The organism is Streptomyces sp. Ag109_O5-1 (assembly GCF_003814875.1).
In the GTDB taxonomy this organism is placed as follows: Bacteria; Actinomycetota; Actinomycetes; order Streptomycetales; family Streptomycetaceae; genus Streptomyces; species Streptomyces sasae.
This window is the reverse complement of the sequence record NZ_RKQF01000001.1, coordinates 10432612-10456545: the sequence shown is the minus strand read 5'-3', so window position 1 is coordinate 10456545 and position 23934 is coordinate 10432612. Positions and strand designations below refer to the sequence as shown.

Below are 23934 nucleotides of genomic sequence, written 5' to 3'. Positions count from 1 at the left end.
GGCCGGATCCGCGTCAGCAGTAGGTGATCGGGCAGCCGCGCCGCAGCGAGTGCTGGGCGGCCCGCAGGTACAGCGCGACGTAGAAGGCGGCGTCCAGGTCCTCGGCCCACGGGCCGGGGCGGGCGGCAGCGGCTTCCTCGGCCGCGCCCTCCAGGAACCACATCGTCAGATCGAGGTTGTCGCAGGCCTCCGGTATCACGTCGACGGGCAGCCGGATCGCCGCCGCCAGCCGTTCGGCGACAGCGAGCACCTGGGGTGCGCCGGCGACCGTCGTCTCATCGGCGTAGGCGTTTTCGACGGGCAGTTGGAGCGCCTCGTCGAGAGACAGCGGCACCAGCACCGACCAGGTCAGCAGCAGCCCCGACTCCTGCTCCGACAGGTGTTCCCGGCACAGTGCGCCGAACCCGTCCATGGGCGGCGCCAGCTTCTCCTCGAACGACTGCCCGGAACCGCGCACGAGGTCGGTCTTCTCGGGCACCGACGTGTAGGGCGCGAGACCGCGCTGTCGCAACTCCGCGTCGAGGGCTACGGCGAGGGCGCCGTGGCCGCCCTCGTCGTAGCCCTCGGCGTCGCCGAACCAGTCCCCCGCGCTGACACTCACCAGATAGATCCCCATGCCCCGAAACGTACCGCCCGCCACTGACAACGGGCCCCGGACCTCACTTCACCAGGCCTTTGTCCTTCAGATAGGTCCGGGCGACGTCCGAGGCGAGCCGCCGCCAGCTGTCGACCTCCTGGTTCATGGTGGCCAGGTCGGCGGTCGTCAGGACGTCGTTGAGCTTGCCGAGCGCCTTGGTCACGCGCTCGCTGCCGGCGCGGGAACGATTGACGACCGGGACGACGTAGTCCGCGTTCTGCAGGTGCTTGTCGTCGGCCAGGAGGACCAGGCCGAACTGGTCGAGGGTGGCGTCCGTGGTCGTGGTCAGCACCATCTGGTCCTGCCCGTTCTGCACGGCCCGCTTGGCCTGGGTGGTCCCGACGCCCTTGGGGTCCACACCGGTGATGTCGATGCCGTAGACCCTCTTCAACCCCGGTTCGCAGTACGGCCGTTGCACGCATTCGTCGCCTGCCGCGAGCCGCACCTTCAGTTTCGAGGCGCCGAGGTCGCTGAGGGTTCTGAGATGGTGCTGCCGGGCGTAGGCGGCGGTGACCGCGAAGGCGTTCTGGTCGACGGCCCTGCCCGGGCCGAGGACCGTGAGGCCGCGGGGTGTGGCGAGGCGGCGCAGCGCTGTCATCGTGGCGGCGAGGTCGGGCGAGCCGACGGGGGGCGCGTCGGGGCCGTTGGTCTTGGCGTTGAGCCAGTCGGCGAAGGTGGCCGCGTATTCGGGGACCACGTCGATCTGCCCGGATTCCAGGGCCGGTTCGTAGATCTCGCGGTTGGCGACGGTGATGAGGGACGTCTGGTAGCCGGCCTGCCCGAGCAGTTGTGCGTACATCTGGGCGAGCAGGTCGCTCTCGGTGAATCCGGCGGAGCCGATGGTCAGGTGCTTGCTGTCGCCGGGGGATGCGGTGACCTCTCCGCGGTTCTCCAGGGAGGGGCCGGTGGTGCAGGCGGTGAGGGTGAGCAGGAGCGCGGCCGGTCCCGCCGTACGGCATCTCACCGCGAGCCTCGCGCCCGGACCGGGGCGAGCCGTTCGGCGAGTTCGAAGAGGCCCTCGACGATCAGGGCGAAGACGGCGACCAGGATCGCTCCGGCGACCACCATGGGCGTGCTGGCCAGGTTGAAGCCTGCGGTGATGATCCTGCCGAGTCCGCCGCCGCCCGCGAGTGCGGCGATGGTGGCGGTGGCGACGAGTTGGACGGCGGCGATCCGCACACCGGTGAGGACCATGGGGAGCGAAAGGGGCAGTTCCACGTGAAACAACATCTGTCGCCCGGTCATCCCCATCCCGCGTGCCGCCTGCACGATGCCCCGGTCGACCTCGCGCATCCCGACGTAGGCGTTGGTGAGCAGGGGCGGTACGGCGAAGAGCACCAGGGCGACCACGGTGGGGCCCTCGCCCCAGGTGCCGATGGGGGTGAGGAGCAGCAGGACCAGGACGGCGAAGGTGGGGACGGCCCGGCCGACGTTGGAGACGTTCACGGCGAGCGCGCCGCCCCTGCCGAGGTGGCCCAGGACCAGCGCGACCGGGAGTGCGATCAGACAGCTGATCACAAGGCAGACGACGGTGAGGACGAGGTGCTGGAGCAGCCGGTGCCCGATGCCGTCGTCGCCCGCCCAGTGCGCGGGGGCGGTGAGCCAGGCCCAGGCGTCGGCGAGGGTGCTCATGCCCGGGCCGCCCTCGTCCACGGGGTGATCAGCCACTGCACCCCGAGCAGCAGCAGGTCCGCGGCGACGGCGATCACCACGCACAGCACGGATGCGGTGAGGACCTGGGCCTTGAAGTAGGTGTTCATGCCGGCGTAGATCAGGTTGCCGAGCCCACCGAATCCGACGATCGCGCCGACCGTGACCAGGGAGACCGCCGAGACGGTCGCGATGCGCAGCCCGGCCATCGCGGCGGGCAGGGCGAGGGGCAGTTCGACGGTGAGCAGGAGCCGGATCGGGCCGTAGCCCATGCCGCGGGCGGCCTGCCGGGTCTCCTCGGGGACGGCCCGCAGGCCCGCGAGGATGTTCCGGACGAGCAGGGTGAGCGAGTAGAGCACCAGCCCGGCGACGACGAGGGTGGCCGAGAGGCCGTAGAGGGGCAGGAGCAGCGAGAACATCGCCAGGGACGGGATGGTGTAGAGGATGGTCGTGGCACCGAGGACGGGACCGGCCGACCAGCGCAGGCGGCGGGCCAGCACGGCCAGCGGGACGGCGACGGCCAGCCCGATGAGCACCGAGACGGCGGTGAGCCGCAGGTGCTGGCCCACCGCGTCGAGGAGGATCTGGCGGCGGCTGGACAGATAGGCGCCGCAGATCCACTCGTTGCGCGCGAGGCAGTCGTTCGGGGGCGCGGTCACGCGTCCATTGCATCCGGTGGCCGACCGGCTCGGCGCGTTGTGGTGATCCGTCCGGGCGGATGCTCGATGTCCTTCAGCTCGACCAGGACGGCGAGGTACGGACAGCCGCAGTAGCCGGGTGCCGCCGCGTTCTCCTCCACCCGCCGGAACACATAGCGGATCCGTTCGCGAGGGGTGGCCGCCTCGGCGTCCGGTGACCTGAGCTGGGCCTCGTACCAGGGCCTGCGGCGCTCCAGGCTGGCGGCCAGCACCTCATCCTTGCTGTCGAAGAGCTGGTACATGGAGCGCTTGGAGACCCCGGCCGACCTGCACAGCGCCTCGACGCCGATGGAGACGCCGTCGCGGTAGAAGAGCTCGGCAGCGGCGTCGAGGAGCCGGTCCCGGGGAGACGCCTTGTCAGTGGTGGCCATAGGGCCGAGGTTACCGCGCGGGACACCGTGAGGAAACCGATCGGTATACAGGGTGGCAGGCGAGGTGAACAAGCGCTTAGATAGGAAGCCGGACCTGTTCCCGCATACGTTCCACGAACCTGATCAGCCGGAGGCCCCGTTGTTCACTTCCGTCGACGACGTCTCCGCGCGCCTCGCGGAGACCGGCTATCTCGCCTCCCCCGCCGTCGCCACCACCGTCTTCCTGGCCGACCGGCTGGGCAAACCGCTCCTCGTCGAGGGCCCCGCGGGGGTCGGCAAGACCGAGCTGGCCAAGGCCGTGGCCGAGGTCGCCGGGGCCCGTCTGGTACGGCTGCAGTGCTACGAGGGCGTGGACGAGTCCCGGGCGCTGTACGAGTGGAACCACGCCAAGCAGCTGCTGCGCATCAGCGCGGGCCGGGACGAGACCTGGGACGAGGCCCGCACCGACATCTTCAGCGAGGAGTTCCTGCTCCCCCGCCCGCTGCTCACGGCGATCCGCGGCGACGACCCGAAGGTGCTGCTGATCGACGAGACGGACAAGGCCGACGTCGAGGTGGAGGGCCTGCTCCTGGAGGTGCTCAGCGACTTCCAGGTGACGGTCCCCGAGCTGGGCACGGTCACCGCGACCCGCCGTCCCTTCGTCGTCCTCACCTCCAACGCCAGCCGTGAGCTCTCCGAGGCGCTGCGCCGCCGCTGCCTGTTCCTGCACATCGGGTTCCCGGACGAGGAGCTGGAGCGCCGGATCGTACGGCTGAAGGTGCCGGGGCTGACCGAGGCGCTCACCGAGTCGGTGGTACGGGTGGTCGGGGCGCTGCGGGCGATGGACCTGCGCAAGGTGCCGTCGGTGGCCGAGACGATCGACTGGGCGCGCACCCTGCTGGCGCTGGGCGCCGACACCCTGGACGAGCAGGTCGTACGGGACTCCCTGGGCGTGATCCTCAAGCACCAGGACGACATCCAGAAGGCGGCCGCCAAGCTGGACCTGGACGCGCTGTGAGCACCGGGGCCGACGCCCTGGCCGACCTCGCCGACCGCCTGACGGGGCTGGTCGGGGCGTTGCGGGCGCACGGTGTACGGATCGGCACCGGGGAGACCGTGGACGCGGGCCGGGCAATCGAGGCGCTGGGCCTGGCCGAGCGGGAGCCGCTGCGCGAGGGGCTGGCCGCGACCCTGCTGCACGGCACCGGCCAACGGGCCGTGTTCGACCAGGTCTTCGACCTCTATTTTCCGCGCGGAACGGGCGGACCCGGGACCGGACCCGGCGACCGGGACGAGCTGCGGGAGCGGCTGGCGGCCGCGCTGGCCGACGACGACACGGCGCTGTTGCGGCAGTTGGCGGCCGAGGCCGTGAACGGCTTGGGCGGATACGGGAGTTCACCGGGATCGGACGGCTGGTCGTCGTACCAGACACTGGACCGGCTGCGGCCGCAGACGCTCCTCGCCCGGGTCCGGGCGGACGTCCGGGCGCGGGACGGGAGCGGTGCCGAGTTCACGGACCGGCTGCTCGACGACGAGATCCGGCGGCGGATCGAGGCGTTCCGGGGCATGGTCGCGGCGGAGGCCCGGCGACGGGTGGCCGAACGGCGAGGGCGGGACGAGATCGCCCGACGGGCGGTGGCGCCGAGCGCCGACCGGGTGGACTTCCTGTTCGCCGGGCGGGACCAACTCACCGAGCTGCGCAGGACGGTTCAGCCGCTGGCCCGCAAGCTGGCGACCCGGCTGGCCGCGCGCCGCCGCCGGGCCGCACGGGGCACGATCGATCTGCGCCGCACCCTGCGCGGCTCGCTGTCGACCGGCGGGGTACCGATGCGGCCGGTGCTGCGCCGCCGCCGGCCGGTCCGCCCCGAGCTGGTGCTGCTGTGTGATGTCTCGGGCTCGGTATCGGGGTTCTCGGACTTCACGATGCTGCTGGTGCAGGCGCTGCACGACCAGTTCAGCAAGGTCAGGGTGTTCGCGTTCGTCAACCGCATCGACGAGGTGACCGGCCTGCTGGAGCACGGCCGGGCCGACCCCGAGGGGCTCGGCGCCCGGATCCGCGCCGAGGCGACGCTCACCGGCTGGCACGGCAGCAGCGACTACGGCATGGCGCTGGGCGAGTTCGCGGAGCGGTACGGCGCCGCGGTGGGCCCGCGAACCACGGTGTTCGTGCTCGGTGACGCCCGCACCAACAACCTCGACCCGAACGTCGCCGCCGTCCGGAACCTCGCCCGGCAGGCCCGCCGCTTCTACTGGTTGAACCCCGAGCAGCGCTCCCTCTGGGGCACCGGCGACTCCGCCGCGCCCGACTACGCGGAACTGGTCGAGATGCACGAGTGCCGCACGGCCCGCCAGCTCAGTGGGCTGATCGCGCGGCTGCTGCCGGTGTAGGTGCACACAGGAGAGGGTGCCGTCACCCACGCGCGGTGACGGCACCCGATGACTGTCCTCAGCTCTCCTTGGCCTTCGCGTAGTCCGTCGCCATGCCGCCGGCGAAGTCGTACACGATCACCTGCTCGTCGCCCACGACCCAGGCGTCGTGCCCGGCCGGGCAGACGAAGACGTCGCCGGGGCCTACCTCGCCTTCACCGCCGTCGTCCATCGCCAGATGCATCCTGCCCTGCACCACATAGCCGTTGTGGTGGACCATGCAGCTCTCGGTGCCCGCGATCGGTGCCACCGACTCCGTCCAGCGCCAGCCCGGCTCGAAAGTGGCGACGGCGAAGTCGAGGCCGGTCATGTGCACAGCCTCCAGATGGCCGCGGGGGAAGTCACGCCGCTCGTCCGGCTTGTCGACCGTCTTTATCTCCAGCATGACTGTGTCCTTCCTTCGACCACTCCATCGTCTGCCTGTCAAGCCGGGAGCGCCATTCGTCCGGAAGGGGAGGCTTCGGAGCGGTTGCCTCGTCGCCGGTGTCCGGAGTCCGAGGAACATCCGTGTCAGATCGAATGTGATCGTTGCCTTCCTCCCGCATCTGACCGCCGGCGCCGAGCATGGAAAGCCCGCCGACCACGACATCGAGTGCCTGCGCAGCACCGACATCGCGGGGACCGACCGTTGCCTTCGTCGCCGCCCTTCCCCGACGCGTCGACATCAGCGAGCTGACCATCCTGCCCACGGCTCAGCCCGTATGGCGGAACACATAGGCGCTGTGCCTGCCGTCGGGCAGGTCGTTGTCCAGCGGCCCTCGCCTACGGGGGCCAACCCCTGCCCAAGCGATGGCTCACACACTGTGTCGCGAACTCGCCGGAGAATCCACGACAGCCTGGCGAATTGAAACGGATAACTCGCCCACGGCGTCATGAGCAACGACCAGATCCCCTCCTGGTGCACCATCTGACACGGATGTTCCTCAGGCCCTGTTCCGGCAGTGTGCAATGTGACATATTACTGATGTGAGCGTACGACTGACCTGCGATGTCGTGGTCATCGGAGCGGGCATGATGGGCGCCGCATGCGCCCTGTACGCGTCCCGGGCGGGGCTGGACGTCGTCGTGGTGGACCGTGGTCCGGTGGCCGGCGGTACGACGGGAGCGGGCGAGGGCAATCTGCTCGTCTCCGACAAGGAGCCGGGGCCCGAGCTCGAACTCGCCCTGCTGTCCGCCCGGTTGTGGACCGACCTGGCCGGCGAGCTCGGTGGCCGGATCGAGTACGAGCCCAAGGGCGGGCTCGTGGTCGCCGCGGAGCCCGAGGGGCTCGCCGCCCTGGAGGTGTTCGCGGCCGGGCAACGGGCCGCCGGGGTGACCGCGTCGGGTGTGGCCGCCGATCAACTCGACGAGCTGGAACCGTACCTGGCACCCGGGCTGGCGGGCGGGGTGTTCTACCCCCAGGACACCCAGGTCATGCCGACGCTGGCCGCCGCGCACCTCGTACGGGCCTCGGGCGCCCGGTTGGCGACCGGGCGGACGGTGACGGAGGTGCTGCGCGGTGCCGACGGCGCCGTACGCGGTGTCCGTACCGACCGCGGCGAGATCCACGCCCCGGCCGTGGTGAACGCGGCCGGTACCTGGGGCGGCGAACTGGCCGCACTCGCCGGTGCGCACCTCCCCGTGCTCCCCCGGCGCGGCTTCGTGCTGGTCACCGAGCCACTGCCGCGCCGGGTACGGCACAAGGTGTACGCCGCCGACTATGTGGCCGACGTGGCCAGCGACTCGGCCGCCCTGCAGACCTCGCCGGTCGTCGAGGGCACGGCGGCCGGGCCGGTCCTGATCGGCGCGAGCCGTGAACGCGTCGGCTTCGACCGGTCGTTCTCGCTACCGGTGCTGCGGGCGCTGGCGGCGGGCGCGACCCGGCTGTTCCCGTTCCTGGCCGAGGTGCGGGCGATGCGCAGCTACCTGGGCTTCCGCCCGTACCTGCCGGACCATCTCCCCGCGATCGGCCCCGACCCGCGCGTCCCCGGCCTCTTCCACGCCTGCGGACACGAGGGCGCGGGCATCGGACTCGCCACCGGCACCGGGCAGTTGATCGCCCAGGTGCTGAGCGGCGCAGACCCCGCGCTGGACCTGACACCGTTCCGTCCCGAGCGTTTCGCCGAGGAGGCCGCGTGAACCCCCTGGAGCTGGCCCGGGCACGGCCGGGCCCCGCGTTCACCGTCACCTTCGACGGCCGGGAGATGGCGGCACTGCCCGGTCAGACGGTCGCGGCCGCGCTCTGGGCGGCCGGGGTCATGTCCTGGCGGTCCACCCGCGGCGAGGGCCGTCCCCGTGGGGTCTTCTGCGGGATCGGTGTCTGCTTCGACTGCCTGGTCACCGTCAACGACCGCCCCAATCAACGGGCTTGCCTGGTGCCGTTGCGCCCGGGGGACGCGATCCGCACCCAGGAGAGCACGGGCCACGATGACTGAACGACCGCACATCGCCGTCATCGGCGCCGGCCCGGCCGGACTCGCCGCCACCCTGGCCGCCGCCCGGCACGGCCTGCGCGTCACCCTGATCGACGCGGCGCCCGAGGCGGGCGGCCAGTTCTACCGGCAGCCCGCCGCCGGGCTCGGGGCGCGCCGCCCGCAGGCGCTGCACCACCAGTGGCGCAGCTGGCAGCGACTGCGCGAGGGGCTCGACCGGCACATCGCGACCGGTCACGTGCACCATCTCCGGGACCATCATGTGTGGTTCGTGGAGCGGCGGCCGGAGGGCTTCACCGTGCACGCGCTGCTCGGGCCGGAACAGGAGAGGCCGGTCGAGGTGCGTGCGGCGGCCGGGGTGCTGCTGGCGACCGGCGGCTACGAGAAGGTGCTGCCCTTCCCCGGCTGGACGCTGCCCGGTGTCGTCACGGCGGGCGGTGCGCAGGCCATGCTCAAGGGCGGGCTGGTGCTGCCCGGCCGTACGGCCGTCGTCGCCGGCACCGGACCGCTGCTGCTGCCGGTCGCGGCCGGACTCGCGGCGGCGGGCGCGCGGGTGGCGGCCCTGGTGGAGTCCGCCGACCCTCGGTCCTTCGTCCGGCGGTTCCCGGCGCTGGCGGCGCGGCCCGCCAAGCTCGCCGAAGGCGCCGGGTACGCGGCCCGCTTGGTACGGCACCGGGTGCGCACCCTGGTCCACCACACCGTCGTCGAAGCGCACGGCGACCAGCGTCTGGAGGCGGTGACCGTCGCCGCGCTCGACGCCGAGGGCCGGGTACGCCCCCGTACCCGGCGGCGTATCGACTGCGACACCCTGGCCGTCGGGCACGGCATGCTGCCGCACACCGATCTCGCCCTGGGGATCGGCTGTCGTGTCGACGGCGTCGCGGTGCACGTGGACGACGAGCAGCGCACCGACGTGCCGGGGGTGTGGGCGGCAGGGGAGGCGACCGGCATCGGCGGTGCGGTCCTGGCCCTCGCCGAGGGGCACATCGCGGGGCGGTCGGCCGCCGCGAGGTTGTCGGGTGCGGCGCCGGATCCGAACGGGTGGGCGGGGGCCGCCGGGGCCCGTGCCGAGCTGCGGAGGTTCTTCGCCACACTCGACGAGGCCTACGCACCGCCCGCCCACTGGGCCGAGCAGGTCACCGACGACACGGTGGTCTGCCGCTGCGAGGAGGTCACCGGCGGGACGATCCGCCGTGCCGTCACCGAGTTGGGAGCCGCGGACGTACGGACCGTCAAGCTGCTCACCCGGGCCGGCATGGGCTGGTGCCAGGGCCGGGTGTGCGGGCCGGCGGTCGCCGGGCTCGCCGGCTGCCCGGAGACGGCGGCCCGCAGACCGTTCGCACGGCCGGTACCGCTCGGGGTACTCGCCCGGGCCGGCCGAGACGATCCCGAAGCCGATCCCGATGGCGATCCCGATCCCGAAGCCGAAGCCGATGCCGTTGACGTTGACGTTGACGTTGACCATCAGTGATATGTCACATCACACCGAAGGAGCCCGATGACCATCACCCCCCAGACCCGCCCCTGGCACGGTGTCCTCGTCGCCACCGCGCTCCCGCTCACCGACGACCTGACCGTGGACTACGACAAGTACGCCGAGCACTGCGACTGGCTGGTCGGGAACGGCTGTGACGGCGTCGTACCGAACGGCTCCCTCGGCGAGTACCAGGTACTCACCCCCGAGGAGCGCGCCAGGGTCGTGGAGACCGCCGTGGCCGCGATCGGCGGGGCCCGGGTCATGCCCGGGGTCGCCGCCTACGGCTCGGCCGAGGCCCGCCGCTGGGCGGAGCAGGCCCGGGACGCCGGCTGCCAGGCCGTGATGCTGCTGCCGCCCAACGCCTACCGCGCCGACGAGCGGTCGGTGCTGGCGCACTACGCGGAGGTCGCGAAGGCGGGGGTGCCGATCGTGGCGTACAACAACCCCATCGACACCAAGGTCGACCTCGTACCGGAACTGCTCGCGAAGCTGCACGGCGAGGGGTACATCCACGCCGTCAAGGAGTTCTCGGGCGATGTCAGGCGCGCCTACCAGTTGGCCGAAGTGGCCCCGGATCTGGACCTGTTGATCGGTGCCGACGACGTCCTGCTGGAGCTCGCACTCGCCGGCGCCAAGGGCTGGGTGGCCGGCTATCCGAACGCCCTGCCGGCCGCGACGGTGGAGCTGTACCACGCGGCTGTCAGCGGGGACCTGGATACCGCCAAGCGGCTGTACGAGCAGCTGCATCCGCTGCTGCGCTGGGACTCCAAGGTCGAGTTCGTACAGGCCATCAAGCTGTCCATGGACGTCGTCGGCCGCCACGGCGGCAGTTGCCGCCCGCCACGGGTGCCGCTGCTGCCCGAGCAGGAGGCCGTGATCCGCGCGGCCACCGAGAAGGCCGTCGCGGCCGGACTGTCGTGACCGACACGGACGGCGGTAGCCGAAACGGACTGACGTAGCCGGCCCCCGACCTACTCTCCAGGAGTGTCATGCGCAGCAAACTCGTCCTGCACGCCGTCGACTCGCACACCGAGGGCATGCCCACCCGCGTGATCACCGGCGGGATCGGGACCGTCCCCGGCGCGACCATGAACGAGAGGCGGCTGTACTTCCGTGAACACCGCGACGACATCAAGCAGTTGCTGATGAACGAGCCGCGCGGGCACTCGGCGATGAGCGGCGCGATCCTGCAGCCGCCCACCCGGCCGGACTGCGACTGGGGCGTGGTCTACATCGAGGTCAGCGGCTATCTGCCGATGTGCGGGCACGGCACGATCGGTGTGGCGACCGTCCTCGTCGAGACCGGGATGGTGGAGGTCGTCGAGCCGGTCACCACCATCCGGCTCGACACCCCGGCCGGTCTCGTCGTCGCCGAGGTCGCGGTGGAGGACGGCGCCGCGAGGCACGTGACCCTCAGGAACGTGCCGTCCTTCGCCGTCGGACTCGACCGCAAGATCACCCTCGCCGACGGGCGGACGGTGACATATGACATGGCATACGGCGGCAACTTCTACGCCATCCTCCCGCTCGACGAGTTCGGTCTGCCCTTCGACCGGGCCCGCAAGGACGACATCCTCGCCGCCGGGCTGTCCTTGATGGAGGCGATCAACGCCGAGGGGGAGCCGGTGCATCCGGAGGACCCGTCCATCCGGGGCTGCCATCATGTCCACCTGATCGCGCCGGGTTCCACGGCCCGTCACTCCCGGCACGCGATGGCGATCCACCCCGGCTGGTTCGACCGCTCCCCGTGCGGCACCGGCACCAGCGCGCGGATGGCCCAGTTGCACGCCCGCGGCGAACTCCCCCTCGAAGCCGAGTTCGTCAACGAGTCCTTCATCGGCACCCGCTTCACCGGCCGGCTGCTCGGCACCACCGAGGTCGCGGGCGTCCCCGCTGTCCTGCCAAGCTTCACGGGCCGCGCATGGATCACCGGAACCGCCCAGTACTTGCTGGACCCCACCGACCCGTTCCCGGCGGGCTTCGTACTCTGATCGCCCTGTATCTCTCCGTCTCTCCCGTCTCTCCCGTACCTCCCGTCTCTCCCGTTTTTCCCAGGAGTTCCGCCATGGCCGACCGGCCCAGCAGCCCGCCCGTCCCCGCTCCCGCCATCCCCGCGCTCGGCGGCCGGAAACCCAACTTCCGGGAACGGGTCGTGGATGTACTGCGCGCCGCGCTGATCTCCGGTGAGCTGCGCCCCGGCGAGGTGTACTCGGCGCCGGGGCTCGCACCCCGTCTGGGCGTCTCCGCGACCCCGGTGCGCGAGGCGATGCTCGAACTGGTGAAGGAGGGCATGGTCGAGATCGTTCCGAACAAGGGGTTCCGGGTCACCGCCGTCTCCGAGAAGCAGCTCGACGAGTACACCCACGTCCGGTCCCTGATCGAGATCCCGACGACCGTCGGCCTCACGGCCACCGCCGACACCGCCGACCTGGAGGCGCTGCGCCCGGTCGCCCTGGAGATCGTCGCCTCGGCCGTGAAGGGTGACCTCATCGCCTACGTCGAGGCGGACCTGACGTTCCATCTGGGGCTGCTGGCTCTGGCGGGCAACGACCATCTGGTCGAGGTCGTACGGGACCTGCGGCAGCGCTCGCGGCTGTACGGGCTGACGGCGCTGGTGGCGGCCGGGCGTCTGAAGGCCTCCGCCGAGGAGCACCTGGAGCTCCTGGACGCCCTGCTGGCCCGCGACGAGGCGGCCGTGCGCGAGGTCATGACCCGTCACCTGGGCCATGTCCGCGGCCTGTGGGCGGCCCGGCAGCCAACAGCCGACTGACCCCCCTCGGGTGAACTGCGGGTCAGCTGGACTCGCGCACCACCAGTCGGCACGGCACGGTGTGCACGCCCGGATCGGGCTCGGCGTCGATGGCCTGGAGCAGGCGCAGCGCGGCGATCCGCCCGATCTCGGCCAGGTTCATGTCGACGGTGGTGAGGGGCGGGCGGCAGGCGAGCGCCATCGTGTCCCAGTTGTCGTAGCCGACGACGGCGATGTCCCCCGGCACCTCCTTGCCGCGCTCGCGCAGTGCGTCCGCCACGCCGCGGGCGATCTGGTCGTTGCCGCAGAAGACCGCGTCCGTGTCGGGCGCCGTCCGCAGCACGGCGTCGGCGGCCCGCCGTCCCCAGGCCTCGCTCCACTCCCCGAAGTGCACCCGCCCGGTGGCGAGTTCGAGGCCGGCCCCGGCCAGGTGCTCGACGGCGTGCCGGGCTCGGTCGCGGGCGGCCTGGTGGTGCTCGGGCCCGGTGACATGGGCGATCCGGGTACGGCCGGTGGCCAGCAGGTGTTCCACCGCGAGATGGGCTCCGCCGCGGTCGTCGGTGACGACGGAGGTGTCGGCGGGGTCGGTGGACGGTGAGAGGGCGTAGACGACGGGGATCGCCGGGTCGATGCCGGTGAGGGGCGGGCGGGGGTCGGTACGACGGCCGGTGACGATGATGCCGTCCACCCGCCGGTCGGTGAGGTTGCGCAGATGGTGCTGCTCGCGGATGGCGTCACCGCGGGTGTCGCAGAGCAGGACGGAGATCTTCCCGGCGCCGAGGGCGTCCTCGGCGCCGAGCAGGACCGGGGTGCTGAAGCGGCCGATGCCGTCCGTCGTCATCAGGCCGACCGTCCAACTGCGGCCACTGTGCAGGCTCTGTGCGTGCTGGTTGGGCCGGAAGCCGAGCTCCTCCACCGCGTCGAGCACCCGCTGCCTGGTCTCCGGGCGCATCCTGCCGGCTCCGTTCAGTGCCTTGGACGCCGTGCCCACGCTGACGCCGGCGAGTGCGGCGACATCGGCGAGCCTGGCCCGGCCGGTGGGCGGAGAGCCTGCAGCAGAGGTCACGGGCAAACCTTTTCCTAGACGGTTTCTCGACTGGGCCGACCGTCTCACGGCGGCAAAGCCGCCTGACATCCTCGCAGCCTGCCGAGTGCAGTGCCAGACCTGCCGGGCAACTTGAAAAATCTGTGCCGGGCGTCTTGACCCCTCCCCTCGCCTGCCCTGTACTTCTCGGCGAGAAAACGGTTGCGCAAAATAGTTCCTCGCCGCGTCACGCACGATGCTCCAGACGGTGTTCGACATATCGACAGCACTGGCGCCGAGGCGCCCAGTCCCCTCCTCACCCCGGAGAGCCATGCCCCGCACCCGCTCCGCCCTGCCCTCCCCCGTCGGCCCCGTCCGTCTCACCCCCGACGCCCGTACGGCGCTGCGCCCGGCGGCCGCCACCATCGGCGCGGGCTTCTGGCACGAGCGTCGCACCACCAATGCCAGGGTCTCCCTCCCGCAGGGCCCGGACCTGCTGGAGTCCGCCGGGAACCTGCACAACCTGCGGCTGGCGGCCGGCACGGCCGAGGGCGAGTTCCGGGGCGCGTACCCGTTCGTCGACACGGACGTCTACAAGTGGCTGGAGGCGGCCTCCTGGCAACTCGCCCAGGAGGACGACGAAGCGCTGGCCGCGGAGGTGGACCGGATCGTCGCCCTGGTGGCCGCCGCTCAGCAGCCCGACGGCTATCTCAACACCTGGTTCCAACTGGTCAAGGGCGGTGAGCGGTACCAGGACCTGCGCTGGGGCCATGAGTTGTACTGCGCGGGCCATCTGATCCAGGCCGCCGTCGCCCATCACCGCGCCACCGGCCGCCCCGAACTCCTCGACGTGGCACGGAAGTTCGCCGACCATCTCGACTCCGTGTTCGGCCTGCCCGGCAGCGGCAAGCCTCTCGACGGCATCGACGGCCATCCGGAGGTCGAGACGGCTCTGGTGGAGCTGTACCGGGAGACCGGTGAGCGACGCTATCTGAACCTGGCCGGCTACTTCGTGGACCGGCACGGCCATGGCCTGCTCGGCGGTGAGGCCTACTGCCAGGACCGCGTCCCGCTGCGCGAGGCGACCGACGTCGAGGGCCATGCCGTAAGGCAGTTGTATCTGCTCGCGGCGGCCGCCGACCTGGCCGCGGAGACCGGGGAGGCCGAACTCCGGTCCACGGGCGAGCGGTTGTGGCGGGCCATGACCACCACCAAGACCCATCTCACCGGCGGGCTCGGCGCGCACCACGACAAGGAGGACTTCGGCGACCCGTACGAACTCCCCAACGAGCGTGCCTACTGCGAGACCTGCGCCGCGATCGCCTCCGTCCAGTGGAGCTGGCGGCTGGCCCTGCTCACCGGCGAGGCCCGCTACTCCGACCTGATCGAACGCACCCTCTTCAACGGCTTCCTGGCCGGGGTCTCCCTGGACGGGGAGCGGTGGCTGTACGTCAACCCGCTCCAGGTCCGCGACGGCCACACCGACACCGGCGGCGACCAGTCGGCCCGCCGCACCCGCTGGTTCCGCTGCGCCTGCTGCCCGCCCAACGTGATGCGGCTGCTGGCGAGCCTGCAGCACTACCTGGCGTCGAGCGACGAACAGGGCCTGCAGATCCACCAGTTCGTCACCGGGACGTACGGGACCGACCAGGTCCGGGTACGCGCCGAGACCGACTATCCCTGGCACGGCACCATCGCCTTCACCGTCGAGGAGACCCCGGCCGACAGCCCCTGGACGCTGTCGTTGCGCATCCCGCAGTGGTGCCGCGAGTTCCGGGTGCGGTGCGGCGAGGAGACGTACGACTTCCCCGTGGACGACGGCTGGCTGCGGCTGTCGCGGACCTGGACGCCGGGCGACCGCGTGGTCCTGGAACTCGTCCTGGAGCCCCGGCTCACCGCCGCCGACCCACGCGTGGACGCCGTACGCGGCTGCGTGGCGATCGAGCGCGGGCCGCTCGTCCACTGCCTGGAACAAGCCGATCATCCGGGCGGCGGTCTGGACGACATCGTCCTCGACCCGTCCCGTCCGCTCGCCGTGAAGCACCGCCCGGACCTGCTCGGCGGGGTCACCACCGTGGTGGCCGCCGGGCGACGGCGCCGCATCCCCGACCGGGGCTGGTGGCCGTACCCGACCGCGTCCGGCTCCGACCCCGAACCCGACGGCGAGCCGGTCGAGTTGACCGCGGTCCCGTACCCCGTCTGGGCCAACCGCGAAGACGGCAGCATGCGCGTCTGGCTCCCCACCTCCTGACCCACCCCCGCACTACGACAACGAGGTCACCCCGTGATACCCATCCGCCGTACCCTCCTGGTCGTCGCCATGGCGACCCTTCTCCCTCTCACCGCCTGCGGTGGCGGTTCCGGCTCCTCGGGATCGTCGTCCTCGGCCGGCGGGACGTACACCTTCTGGGACCCGTACCCGCAGTTCGACGCCTCCTCGGACTGGGGCAAGCGGGTCACCGCGTGCGGCACCGCGGCCGGGGTGAAGCTCAAGCGGACCGCGTACGACACCACCGACCTGGGCAACAAGGCGCTGCTGGCCGCGCAGCAGGGCAACGCGCCGGACGTGATGCTGGTCGACAACCCGGTGGTCTCGACGCTGGTGGAGGCGGGGATCCTCAACAAGACGAGCGACCTCGGTCTGAACACCTCGTCGATCCAGCAGAACATCATCGGCGCCGGCACGATCGACGGCGCCTCCTACGGCGTTCCGATCGGGGCCAATACCCTCGCGCTCTACTACAACAAGAAGGTCCTCTCGGCCGCCGGTGTCGATCCGGCCTCGGTCAAGGACTGGGCGTCGCTCACGGCCGCATTGAAGAAGGTCAAGGCGGCCGGGAAGAAGGGGATCACGTTCTCGGCGATCAACACGGAGGAGGGCAGCTTCCAGTTCCTGCCCTGGTTCTGGGGCGCGGGCGGCGACCTCACCAAGCTGGACTCCGCCAAGGGGGTTGCGGCGCTGTCGCTGTGGAAGCAGTGGGTGGACGCGGGGTACGCGCCGAAGGACGTGCTGCAGAACACCCAGACCACCAGCTGGCAGGAGTTCGCCACCGGGGACTACGCGTTCAGCGAGAACGGCACCTGGCAGCTCGGCAACGCCGACAAGGCCGATTTCCCGTACGGGGTCGTCAACATCCCCGGGCAGAGCGGCGGTTCGGCGCCGGTACCGACGGGTGGCGAGTTCGTGACCGTGCCCGTGCAGAAGGACACCTCGCGCTACGACTTCAGCAAGAAGATCGTCGGCTGTCTGACCAGCGACTCCAACCTGCTGCCCACCGACACCACGCTGATGTACGTGGCGCCCACCGCCGCCGTACAGGCCGAACAGGTGAAGAAGAACCAGGAGTTGAAGCCCTGGGTGGCGGCGGTCGCGGCGGCCCGGGGCCGTACCAGCGGCGGTCTCGGCACCAAGTACCCGACCATCTCGCAGCCGATGTGGACCGCGGTGCAGGCGGCGCTGTCCGGCAGCAAGAGCCCGCAGGATGCGCTGGAAGCTGCGCAGGCTGCGGCGCACAAGGGCTGACGGTGGCTGTCAATCTGCGGGTCGGTGGGGGCTTGTCGCGCAGTTCCCCGCGCCCCTATCGGGGCGGTACACACCTGGGAGTTCGCATGTCCCCCGCCCTTCGGCATCGGCTGACCGCGCTTGCCTTCGTCCTCCCCCTGCTCGCCTACCTCGCCGCTTTCTACGTCTACCCCCTCTACCGCAACCTCGATCTGAGCCTGCGCGACTACACCGTCCGGTCCTTCGTGGCGGGCGACGCGCCCTTCTCCGGCTGGGACAACTTCCGGACGGTGCTTGACGATCCGACCTTCGGCCCCGCGATGCGGCACACGATGGTCTTCACCTTCGTCTCGATCGTCTTCCAGTACGCCGCCGGTCTCGCCCTGGCGGTCTTCTTCAACCGGCACTTCCGGCTGTCGACCGTGCTGCGGGCGCTGTTCCTGATCCCCTGGCTGCTGCCGCTGATCGTGTCGGCGTCGACCTGGTCGTGGATGTTCAACAGCGAGTCGGGGGTGGTCAACTACTTCCTGCACTTCTTCGGCATCGACCCGGTCGGCTGGCTGACCTCGCCGGACTGGGCGCTGGCCTCGGTGATCGTCGCCAACATCTGGATCGGCATCCCCTTCAACCTGGTCATCCTGTACAGCGGACTGCAGAACATCCCCGGTGAGCTGTACGAGGCGGCCGCCCTCGACGGGGCCGGCGCCTGGCAGCAGTTCCGCCGGATCACCTTCCCGCTGCTGCGCCCGGTGTCGGCGATCACCCTGCTGCTCGGGCTCGTCTACACCCTCAAGGTCTTCGACCTGATCTGGATCATGACCAAGGGCGGTCCGGGCGACGCCTCCTCCACCCTGGCGACCTGGTCGTACCAGCTGGGCTTCGGCACGCTGCTGCCCAAGTTCGGTCCCGGTGCCGCCGTCGGCAACATCCTGATCCTCATCGCACTGGTCTTCGGCCTCCTCTACGTCCGCGTCCAGAGGAGGCAGGAGACATGAAGTCCCGTGGCTACACCGTGCTGGGTCTCCTCCTCACGGCGCTGATGCTGTTCCCGGTGTACTGGATGCTCAACGTGTCCCTCACCCCCCAGCAGGACATGCGCAAGGACCCGCCGGACCTGCTCCCGCTGCATCCGACCTTCGAGGGCTACCGGGCGGTCCTCGACGACCAACTCCCCTACCTGGGCACCAGCTTGCTGATCGGGCTCGGCACGGTAGCCCTCACGCTCCTGATCGCCGCCCCGGCCGGCTACGCACTGGCGAAGCTGCGGCCGCGAGCCGGCGGCGCCCTGAGTCTGGCCCTGCTCATCGCCCAGATGATCCCGGGCATCGTCATGGCGATGGGGTTCTACGGCATCTTCCTGGACCTCGGACTGCTCAACTCCTGGTGGGGGCTGATCATCGCGGACTCCACCATCGCCGTGCCCTTCGGCGTCATGATCTTCACCGCGTTCATGTCGGGCATCCCCGGCGAGCTGATCTCGGCCGCCCGGATCGACGGCGCCGGCACCTGGCGCACCTTCCGCTCGGTCGTCCTCCCGCTGAGCCGCAACGCGATCGTCACCGTCTCGCTGTTCGGCTTCCTGTGGGCCTGGTCCGACTTCGTCTTCGCCAACACCCTGGACGGCGGCGGCGACTGGAAGCCGATCACCCTCGGCATCTACAAGTACATCGGCAACAACAACCAGGAGTGGAACGCGATCATGGCCACCGCCGTCGTCGCGTCGGTCCCCGCGGCCGTCCTCCTGGTCCTCGCCCAGCGCTACGTGGCCGCGGGCGTCACCTCGGGCGCGGTGAAGGACTGATCACCGCCGGATTCCTCCCTGCTCACCGCTTGATTCCCCTAACTCCGTGAGGAGACCCATGTCATGAGCCGCACCCCTTTCAGAGCCGCCCTGGGCGCCGTGGCCCTCACCGCCGCCCTCGGCACCACGGCCCCCGCCCAGGCGGCACCCACCTCGTCGACCACCCTCGTGGTGAACGCGAACCAGACCCTGCGCTCGGTCACCCACGTGGCCACGGGCAGCCTGTACGGCCTGGACACCGCGAGCGTCCCGGCGGACAGCCTGGTGGAGCCGCTGAAGCCGAACACGTTCGTGCAGATGGCGCCCGGCGGCAGCCAACTGCCCAACGGCGAGTCCAGCCCCGGCGGTGACGCCCTGGTCGTCGCCCCTGAGGCGGCCAAGGCCGGTGCCAAGGTGGTCGTGCGGATGCCGGACTGGTATCCCGACTTCCCCTACAAGTGGGTGAGTTGGAGCGACTGGCTGGCCGCCGTGGACAAGCAGGTCGCGTCCGTGAAGGCGTCGAGCGCCACCAATATCAGCGCCTACGAACTGTGGAACGAGCCCGAGGGCACCTGGGACACCTCGGCGGCCGGCGCCTTCGACGACGGCTGGTCGCGGACGTACAAGGAGGTGCGGGCGAAGGACACCGGCACGCCCATCCAGGGGCCCAGTTTCGCGACGTACACCGACAGCAAGATGAAGTCCTTCCTCCAGGACGCCATCGCGAACAACGCGGTGCCCGACATCATCAGCTGGCACGAGCTCCAGAGCAGCGCGAACATCGCCGCGCACGTGGCCGACTACCGGGCGCTGGAGTCGAGCCTCGGCCTCAGCGCCCGCCCGATCGCCATCGAGGAGTACGGCACCACCAGCGAGGTCGGCGTCCCCGGACCGCTGGCGAGCTATGTCGCCAAGTTCGAGCGGGCGGGGGTCCATGACGCCGAGCTGGCCTTCTGGAACCACTACGGCACCCTCGGCGACACCCTCACCGACACCGGTGGCTCGCCCAACGGCGCGTACTGGCTCTACAAGTGGTACGGCGACATGTCCGGCAACATGCTGGTCACCACGCCTCCGGCGCAGACCGGCATCGACGGCTTCGCCTCCCTCAACGGCTCGGGCAACCAGATCAGCGTAGTCACCGGCGGCTGCGCCGGTTCCTGTGCCGTGACCGTCAACGGACTGTCGTCGCTCTCCGCCTTCGGCAGCACCGTGCACGTCAAGCTGGAGTACACACCGTCCAAGGGCCGTACGACCGCCGTCTCGGGCCCCGTCACCATCTCCGACACCGCCTACACGGTCAGCGGCGGCTCGATCACCGTGCCCGTCACGATGAACGCCTCCGACGGCTACCACCTGACGATCACCCCGAGCGGCACCGCCACCTCGCTGGCCGGGCGCTACCAGATCACCAACAAGAACAGCGGCCTCGCCCTGGACACCAGCGGCGCGGGCACCGCCCAGGGCACCGCCGTCGTCCAGGCCACCTCCACCACCGGCACGGACCAGAACTGGACCCTGGTGGCGGCGGGCAACGGCCTCTACAAGATCCAGCAGCAGGCGAGCGGGCTGCTCCTCGGCATCACGAGCATGAGCACCAGTGACGGCGGCACGGCCCTGATCTGGGGCGACAACGGCACCGCCGACCACCTGTGGCAACTGGTCCCGTCCGGCGACGGCTACTACAAGATCGCCAACTACAACAGCGGGCTGCTGCTCGGGGTGAACAGCATGAGCACCTCGTCCGGCGCCCAGGTCCTCCAGTGGGACGACAACGGCACCGCCGACCACCTGTGGAAGCTGACGGCGCGCTGACGTACGACGCCGGTGCCGCACCACGCCACAGTGAACCGGCGCACACCCAGGAGAAGCCAGGGCCGTGAATCGCAGCCGCCCGAAGGCCTCCCCTGTCGATTCGCAAGGGAAGGAGCCCGGACGGCCGTGCCTTCACAGGCAGGACGCCCGGGCCTCCGGCAGATCCGTGCAGGTGATCAGGAACGGGCGGTTATCGTGACGGGACTCGTCGAACACGGACAGAGCTGGCGGAGGACGGGGCGGTGTCGGACGAAGGGCGGCTGGTCGCCGGGCGGTACCGGCTGACCGAACGGATCGGCCGCGGCGGCATGGGCACGGTGTGGCGGGCCGACGATGAGGTACTGGCCCGGCAGGTCGCGCTGAAGCTGATCCAGGCCCGCCCCCACCTCTCCGACGACGAACTGGCCACCCTGTACGAACGCACCCGCCGCGAGGCGCGCAGTGCCGCTCGGGTCGTCCACCCCAATGTCGTCGTCGTGCACGACGTGGTGGACGACGACGGCCGCCCCTGCATCGTCATGGAGTACGTGCCCGAGCCCGCCCTCGCCGACCTCCTGGAAGGCGGCCGGACGCTGCCGCCCGAGGAGGCCGCCCGGATCGGCCTCGGCATGGTCGCCGCCCTGCGCGCCGCGCACGCCGCCGGTGTCCTGCACCGGGACGTCAAACCCGGCAACGTACTGCTCGGCCCGGACGACCGGGTGGTGCTCACCGACTTCGGCATCGCCCTGACCGCCGGTTCGTCGACACTCACCCAGACGGGTCAGATGGTCGGCTCGATCCCCTACATGGCGCCGGAGCGGCTGCGCGGGCTGACCCCGGGACCGGCCTCGGACCTGTGGTCCCTGGGGTCCACGCTGTACCAGGCGGTGGAGGGACGGCCGCCGTTCAAGCGCGACACGGCGATGGAGACGGTGTACGCCATCGTCACCGACCCCGTCGAGCCGATGAAGCAGGCGGGTCCGCTGGAGCCGCTTGTCGAGCTGCTGCTCTCCAAGGATCCGGCGCAGCGGCCCGCTGCCGAACAGGTGGAACGGGCCCTGCTGGCGACCTGGTCGGGAGCCGAGACGGAGGTGGTGCGGCCGGCCGAGCCCGTGCAGGAGCGGGGTGGCCGGGGCCGACGGCGCGCCCGGCGTGGTCGGCGCGTCGCCCTGGCGGCCGGCATCGTGGTGTCGACGGCGGCCGCGGTGACGGCAGTAACGCTTCTGCACGGACCCGGTCCGCACTCGGCGGCGAAGAAGCACCCGGCCGCCGCGCCGACGAGCACCTCGCCCTCTCCCCTCCCCCAGGGCTACCGCCTCATCACCGACAAAGAGCTCGGCGTCTCCTTCCCGGTCCCCGACGGCTGGACGGCCGGCACCCGGGCCACCGACGAGGTCACCTACAAGGACCCGACCGGTCTGGCCGGCGTCACCGTCGGCACGGTGGAACCGGCCGGCGCCGACCCGATCACGCACTTCGCCGACATCGAGGCCAACACCAAGGTCAACTACTCGACCTACCGCAGACTGCGGATGCAGCGGACCGCCTTCCGCGGGCAGCCGGCCGCGATCTGGGAGTTCACCTTCCAGGGCCGGGTCCGCGTCTTCCGCGCCATCGACCTGGGCTACGGCCGCGAGGGCGGCCGGGAGTACGACATCTACCTCTCCGCGCCGGACGCCAAGTGGGAGACCTACCGGCCGGTCTTCGACAACGTGCGGGACGGGTTCCGTACGACCGGCTGACCGCTCGGCAACCGGGACCTCCGGCCGCTAAGTTTGGCGGCATGAGCAACCTTGACCGCGCGCCCGTACCGAGCGTGTGCGGCGGCCGCGGATTCGTCGTCGCCGAACCCGTCCGCGAGCTGCTGAGCCCCCGCCACGTGAAACTCGGCGAGTCGACCGAGGTACGCCGGCTGCTGCCGAACCTGGGCCGCCGCATGATCGGCGCCTGGGCGTTCGTCGACCATTACGGCCCCGACGACATCGCCGACGAGCCCGGGATGCAGGTGCCGCCGCATCCGCACATGGGGCTGCAGACGGTGAGCTGGCTGCACCAGGGCGAGGTGCTGCACCGCGACTCGACCGGCAGCCTGCAGACGATCCGCCCCCGCGAGCTCGGGCTGATGACCTCGGGCCGGGCGATCAGCCACTCCGAGGAGAGCCCCAGGTCGCACGCCCGGTTCCTGCACGGGGCCCAGCTGTGGGTGGCGCTCCCGGACTCCCACCGGCACACGGACCCGAGGTTCGAACACCACGCCGACCTGCCGAAGGTCACCGCCCCCGGCCTCACCGCCACGGTCATCCTCGGCTCCCTCGACGGCGCGCCCTCCCCGGGCACGACGTTCACCCCGATCGTCGGCGCGGACCTGGCGCTCACGAACGGCGCGGAGCTGCGGCTGCCGCTTGAGCCCGACTTCGAGTACGGCGTACTGGCGATGTCCGGCGAGGTACACGTCGACGGCGTGCCCGTACTCCCCGGCTCGATGCTCTACCTGGGCTGCGGCCGCTCCGAGCTCCCCCTGCGCGCCGATTCGGACGCGGCGATCATGCTCCTGGGCGGCGAGCCGTTCGAGGAGGAGCTCGTGATGTGGTGGAACTTCGTCGGGCGTACCGAGGACGACATCAAACAGGCCCGCGAGGACTGGATGAGCGGGTCGAGATTTGGGGAAGTAAAGGGTTACGACGGAGCGCCTCTACCCGCCCCCGAACTGCCGCCGGTGCCGCTGAAACCACGGGGAAGAGTGCGCTGAGCTGGGATTTCGCGACCCTGCAAACGCACCACCGGGCGAGGCGAAAGACGCCCCGCCCGGTTCATCAAGATAGCGAGAGCAAAACCACATAACACCGCCCGTTCCATCGCCCCTCGAAGTGCAGGATTCGCCAGCCGTAGTCAGCTTTGATCGGACTGATGCTGACTCAATGCTGACTTTACTGACGGGTCATCAGGTTCTCCGGGAAGGCTCCACCCTCGCGTCACGCGCCACGCTGACCTCGGCGCTCTCGGACTCGCACCGCGAGCCACCTACGAACCGCTCCTCCTAGCGCGCGAAAATCCCCACCCCCCTGGGAACCATGCTGACCGCAGACCCAGTTATCGGGTCTCCACAAACGCAACACTCCGACGGTCCCCGCTCGTGACACCAGGCAACCTGCGCAGGAGACCTGCTGGCCGGGCTGGGATCATCGCTGCGGGTCCGGGAGCAGGAGAATCAGGCGGCCAGACCCCAGGCCGGATCGGGAACATCCCCCGCGGGCGCGGGGAGCAATGCGTACCCCTTCGCCGTGAACGCCTTCTCCAGGGAACATGCCCGCGGGCAAGGGGAGCAGATGGCCAGCCGTCTGCCACTCCGCTGGGATCATCCCCGCGGGGGCGGGGAGCATGCCTTCGTGTACGCCATCGCCAGGCCGCCATGGGGATCATCCCCGCGGGCGCAGG

General features: G+C 70.8%; 21 protein-coding genes and 1 pseudogene. 15 read left to right on the top strand and 7 right to left on the bottom strand.

Annotated elements, in window-relative coordinates; translation table 11 throughout:
- Positions 1–13 precede the first annotated feature (13 nt).
- The 5 genes and pseudogenes from EDD90_RS47635 to EDD90_RS47615 all read right to left on the bottom strand — a co-directional run.
- Positions 14–616, bottom strand: coding sequence for a hypothetical protein (locus EDD90_RS47635; protein ID WP_123979245.1), 603 nt, complete (start codon positions 614–616; stop codon positions 14–16).
- A gap of 43 nt (positions 617–659) precedes the next feature.
- Positions 660–1601 (bottom strand): ABC transporter substrate-binding protein, encoded by a 942-nt coding sequence (locus EDD90_RS47630; protein ID WP_123979244.1) that lies wholly within the window; start codon positions 1599–1601, stop codon positions 660–662.
- The gene (locus tag EDD90_RS47625; RefSeq protein ID WP_123982378.1) at positions 1598–2269 is read right to left on the bottom strand and encodes an ABC transporter permease; all 672 of its coding nucleotides are present in this window, start codon (positions 2267–2269) and stop codon (positions 1598–1600) included. Before EDD90_RS47625 ends, EDD90_RS47630 begins: the two co-directional genes overlap by 4 nt.
- Positions 2266–2946 carry an ABC transporter permease gene (locus EDD90_RS47620; protein ID WP_123979243.1) on the bottom strand — a complete coding sequence of 227 codons (681 nt, stop codon included), beginning with the start codon at positions 2944–2946 and terminating at the stop codon, positions 2266–2268. Before EDD90_RS47620 ends, EDD90_RS47625 begins: the two co-directional genes overlap by 4 nt.
- A 56-nt stretch (positions 2947–3002) precedes the next feature.
- Positions 3003–3356 (bottom strand): annotated as a pseudogene (locus EDD90_RS47615) (TetR/AcrR family transcriptional regulator); the annotation flags it as partial.
- 139 nt (positions 3357–3495) lie between these two features.
- On the opposite strand from EDD90_RS47615, the gene EDD90_RS47610 reads away from it, so the two are divergent.
- Positions 3496–4353, top strand: a complete 858-nt coding sequence (locus EDD90_RS47610) for a MoxR family ATPase (RefSeq protein ID WP_123979241.1) — start codon at positions 3496–3498, stop codon at positions 4351–4353.
- Positions 4354–4370: 17 nt separating this feature from the next.
- A complete protein-coding gene (locus EDD90_RS47605) occupies positions 4371–5723 on the top strand; it encodes a VWA domain-containing protein (RefSeq protein ID WP_123982376.1) in 1353 nt (450 codons plus the stop codon).
- A 58-nt stretch (positions 5724–5781) separates the two neighbouring features.
- Here the strand turns inward: EDD90_RS47605 and EDD90_RS47600 are convergent, their stop codons facing one another.
- Positions 5782–6147 carry a cupin domain-containing protein gene (locus EDD90_RS47600; protein ID WP_123979240.1) on the bottom strand — a complete coding sequence of 122 codons (366 nt, stop codon included), beginning with the start codon at positions 6145–6147 and terminating at the stop codon, positions 5782–5784.
- A 581-nt stretch (positions 6148–6728) separates the two neighbouring features.
- Here EDD90_RS47600 and EDD90_RS47595 point away from each other — a divergent pair.
- The 6 genes from EDD90_RS47595 to EDD90_RS47570 all read left to right on the top strand — a co-directional run bounded on the left by EDD90_RS47595 (position 6729) and on the right by EDD90_RS47570 (position 12420).
- The gene (locus EDD90_RS47595) at positions 6729–7880 is read left to right on the top strand and encodes an FAD-binding oxidoreductase (RefSeq protein ID WP_123979239.1); all 1152 of its coding nucleotides are present in this window, start codon (positions 6729–6731) and stop codon (positions 7878–7880) included.
- A complete protein-coding gene (locus EDD90_RS47590) occupies positions 7877–8176 on the top strand; it encodes a (2Fe-2S)-binding protein (RefSeq protein WP_123979238.1) in 300 nt (99 codons plus the stop codon). Before EDD90_RS47595 ends, EDD90_RS47590 begins: the two co-directional genes overlap by 4 nt.
- On the top strand, positions 8169–9644 hold the full coding sequence (locus tag EDD90_RS47585; RefSeq protein WP_123979237.1) for an FAD-dependent oxidoreductase: 1476 nt from the start codon (positions 8169–8171) through the stop codon (positions 9642–9644). Before EDD90_RS47590 ends, EDD90_RS47585 begins: the two co-directional genes overlap by 8 nt.
- Positions 9645–9671: 27 nt before the next feature.
- On the top strand, positions 9672–10571 hold the full coding sequence (locus tag EDD90_RS47580) for a dihydrodipicolinate synthase family protein (RefSeq protein ID WP_123979236.1): 900 nt from the start codon (positions 9672–9674) through the stop codon (positions 10569–10571).
- 68 nt (positions 10572–10639) lie between these two features.
- Entirely contained in the window at positions 10640–11641 is a 1002-nt protein-coding gene (locus EDD90_RS47575) for a proline racemase family protein (RefSeq protein WP_123979235.1), read from the top strand.
- Between the two features lie 74 nt (positions 11642–11715).
- Entirely contained in the window at positions 11716–12420 is a 705-nt protein-coding gene (locus EDD90_RS47570) for a GntR family transcriptional regulator (protein ID WP_123979234.1), read from the top strand.
- Between the two features lie 22 nt (positions 12421–12442).
- On the opposite strand, the gene EDD90_RS47565 is transcribed toward EDD90_RS47570, so the two are convergent.
- A complete protein-coding gene (locus tag EDD90_RS47565; RefSeq protein ID WP_123979233.1) occupies positions 12443–13465 on the bottom strand; it encodes a LacI family DNA-binding transcriptional regulator in 1023 nt (340 codons plus the stop codon).
- 289 nt (positions 13466–13754) lie between these two features.
- On the opposite strand from EDD90_RS47565, the gene EDD90_RS47560 reads away from it, so the two are divergent.
- The 7 genes from EDD90_RS47560 to EDD90_RS47530 all read left to right on the top strand — a co-directional run bounded on the left by EDD90_RS47560 (position 13755) and on the right by EDD90_RS47530 (position 23248).
- Positions 13755–15674: a glycoside hydrolase family 127 protein gene (locus tag EDD90_RS47560; protein ID WP_123979232.1), complete on the top strand. Its 1920-nt coding sequence runs from the start codon at positions 13755–13757 to the stop codon at positions 15672–15674.
- A 69-nt stretch (positions 15675–15743) separates the two neighbouring features.
- Positions 15744–16946 carry an extracellular solute-binding protein gene (locus EDD90_RS47555; protein ID WP_123982374.1) on the top strand — a complete coding sequence of 401 codons (1203 nt, stop codon included), beginning with the start codon at positions 15744–15746 and terminating at the stop codon, positions 16944–16946.
- On the top strand, positions 16943–17920 hold the full coding sequence (locus tag EDD90_RS47550; protein WP_398928775.1) for a carbohydrate ABC transporter permease: 978 nt from the start codon (positions 16943–16945) through the stop codon (positions 17918–17920). Before EDD90_RS47555 ends, EDD90_RS47550 begins: the two co-directional genes overlap by 4 nt.
- Entirely contained in the window at positions 17917–18726 is an 810-nt protein-coding gene (locus tag EDD90_RS47545; protein WP_123979231.1) for a carbohydrate ABC transporter permease, read from the top strand. Before EDD90_RS47550 ends, EDD90_RS47545 begins: the two co-directional genes overlap by 4 nt.
- 63 nt (positions 18727–18789) lie before the next feature.
- The gene (locus EDD90_RS47540) at positions 18790–20520 is read left to right on the top strand and encodes an RICIN domain-containing protein (protein ID WP_123979230.1); all 1731 of its coding nucleotides are present in this window, start codon (positions 18790–18792) and stop codon (positions 20518–20520) included.
- 242 nt (positions 20521–20762) lie between these two features.
- On the top strand, positions 20763–22241 hold the full coding sequence (locus tag EDD90_RS47535; RefSeq protein WP_123979229.1) for a serine/threonine-protein kinase: 1479 nt from the start codon (positions 20763–20765) through the stop codon (positions 22239–22241).
- Positions 22242–22282: 41 nt separating this feature from the next.
- Positions 22283–23248 (top strand): pirin family protein, encoded by a 966-nt coding sequence (locus tag EDD90_RS47530; protein WP_123979228.1) that lies wholly within the window; start codon positions 22283–22285, stop codon positions 23246–23248.
- Positions 23249–23934 lie beyond the last annotated feature (686 nt).

What these genes read in the sequence shown, in the direction of transcription:
- EDD90_RS47635 (WP_123979245.1), bottom strand. Translation starts at nt 616, where the DNA reads ATGGGGATCTATCTGGTGAGTGTCAGCGCGGGGGACTGGTTCGGCGAC.
- EDD90_RS47625 (WP_123982378.1), bottom strand. Translation starts at nt 2,269, where the DNA reads ATGAGCACCCTCGCCGACGCCTGGGCCTGGCTCACCGCCCCCGCGCAC.
- EDD90_RS47600 (WP_123979240.1), bottom strand. Translation starts at nt 6,147, where the DNA reads ATGCTGGAGATAAAGACGGTCGACAAGCCGGACGAGCGGCGTGACTTC.
- EDD90_RS47585 (WP_123979237.1), top strand. Translation starts at nt 8,169, where the DNA reads ATGACTGAACGACCGCACATCGCCGTCATCGGCGCCGGCCCGGCCGGA.
- EDD90_RS47580 (WP_123979236.1), top strand. Translation starts at nt 9,672, where the DNA reads ATGACCATCACCCCCCAGACCCGCCCCTGGCACGGTGTCCTCGTCGCC.
- EDD90_RS47575 (WP_123979235.1), top strand. Translation starts at nt 10,640, where the DNA reads ATGCGCAGCAAACTCGTCCTGCACGCCGTCGACTCGCACACCGAGGGC.
- EDD90_RS47570 (WP_123979234.1), top strand. Translation starts at nt 11,716, where the DNA reads ATGGCCGACCGGCCCAGCAGCCCGCCCGTCCCCGCTCCCGCCATCCCC.
- EDD90_RS47560 (WP_123979232.1), top strand. Translation starts at nt 13,755, where the DNA reads ATGCCCCGCACCCGCTCCGCCCTGCCCTCCCCCGTCGGCCCCGTCCGT.
- EDD90_RS47555 (WP_123982374.1), top strand. Translation starts at nt 15,744, where the DNA reads ATGGCGACCCTTCTCCCTCTCACCGCCTGCGGTGGCGGTTCCGGCTCC.
- EDD90_RS47545 (WP_123979231.1), top strand. Translation starts at nt 17,917, where the DNA reads ATGAAGTCCCGTGGCTACACCGTGCTGGGTCTCCTCCTCACGGCGCTG.
- EDD90_RS47540 (WP_123979230.1), top strand. Translation starts at nt 18,790, where the DNA reads ATGAGCCGCACCCCTTTCAGAGCCGCCCTGGGCGCCGTGGCCCTCACC.
- EDD90_RS47530 (WP_123979228.1), top strand. Translation starts at nt 22,283, where the DNA reads ATGAGCAACCTTGACCGCGCGCCCGTACCGAGCGTGTGCGGCGGCCGC.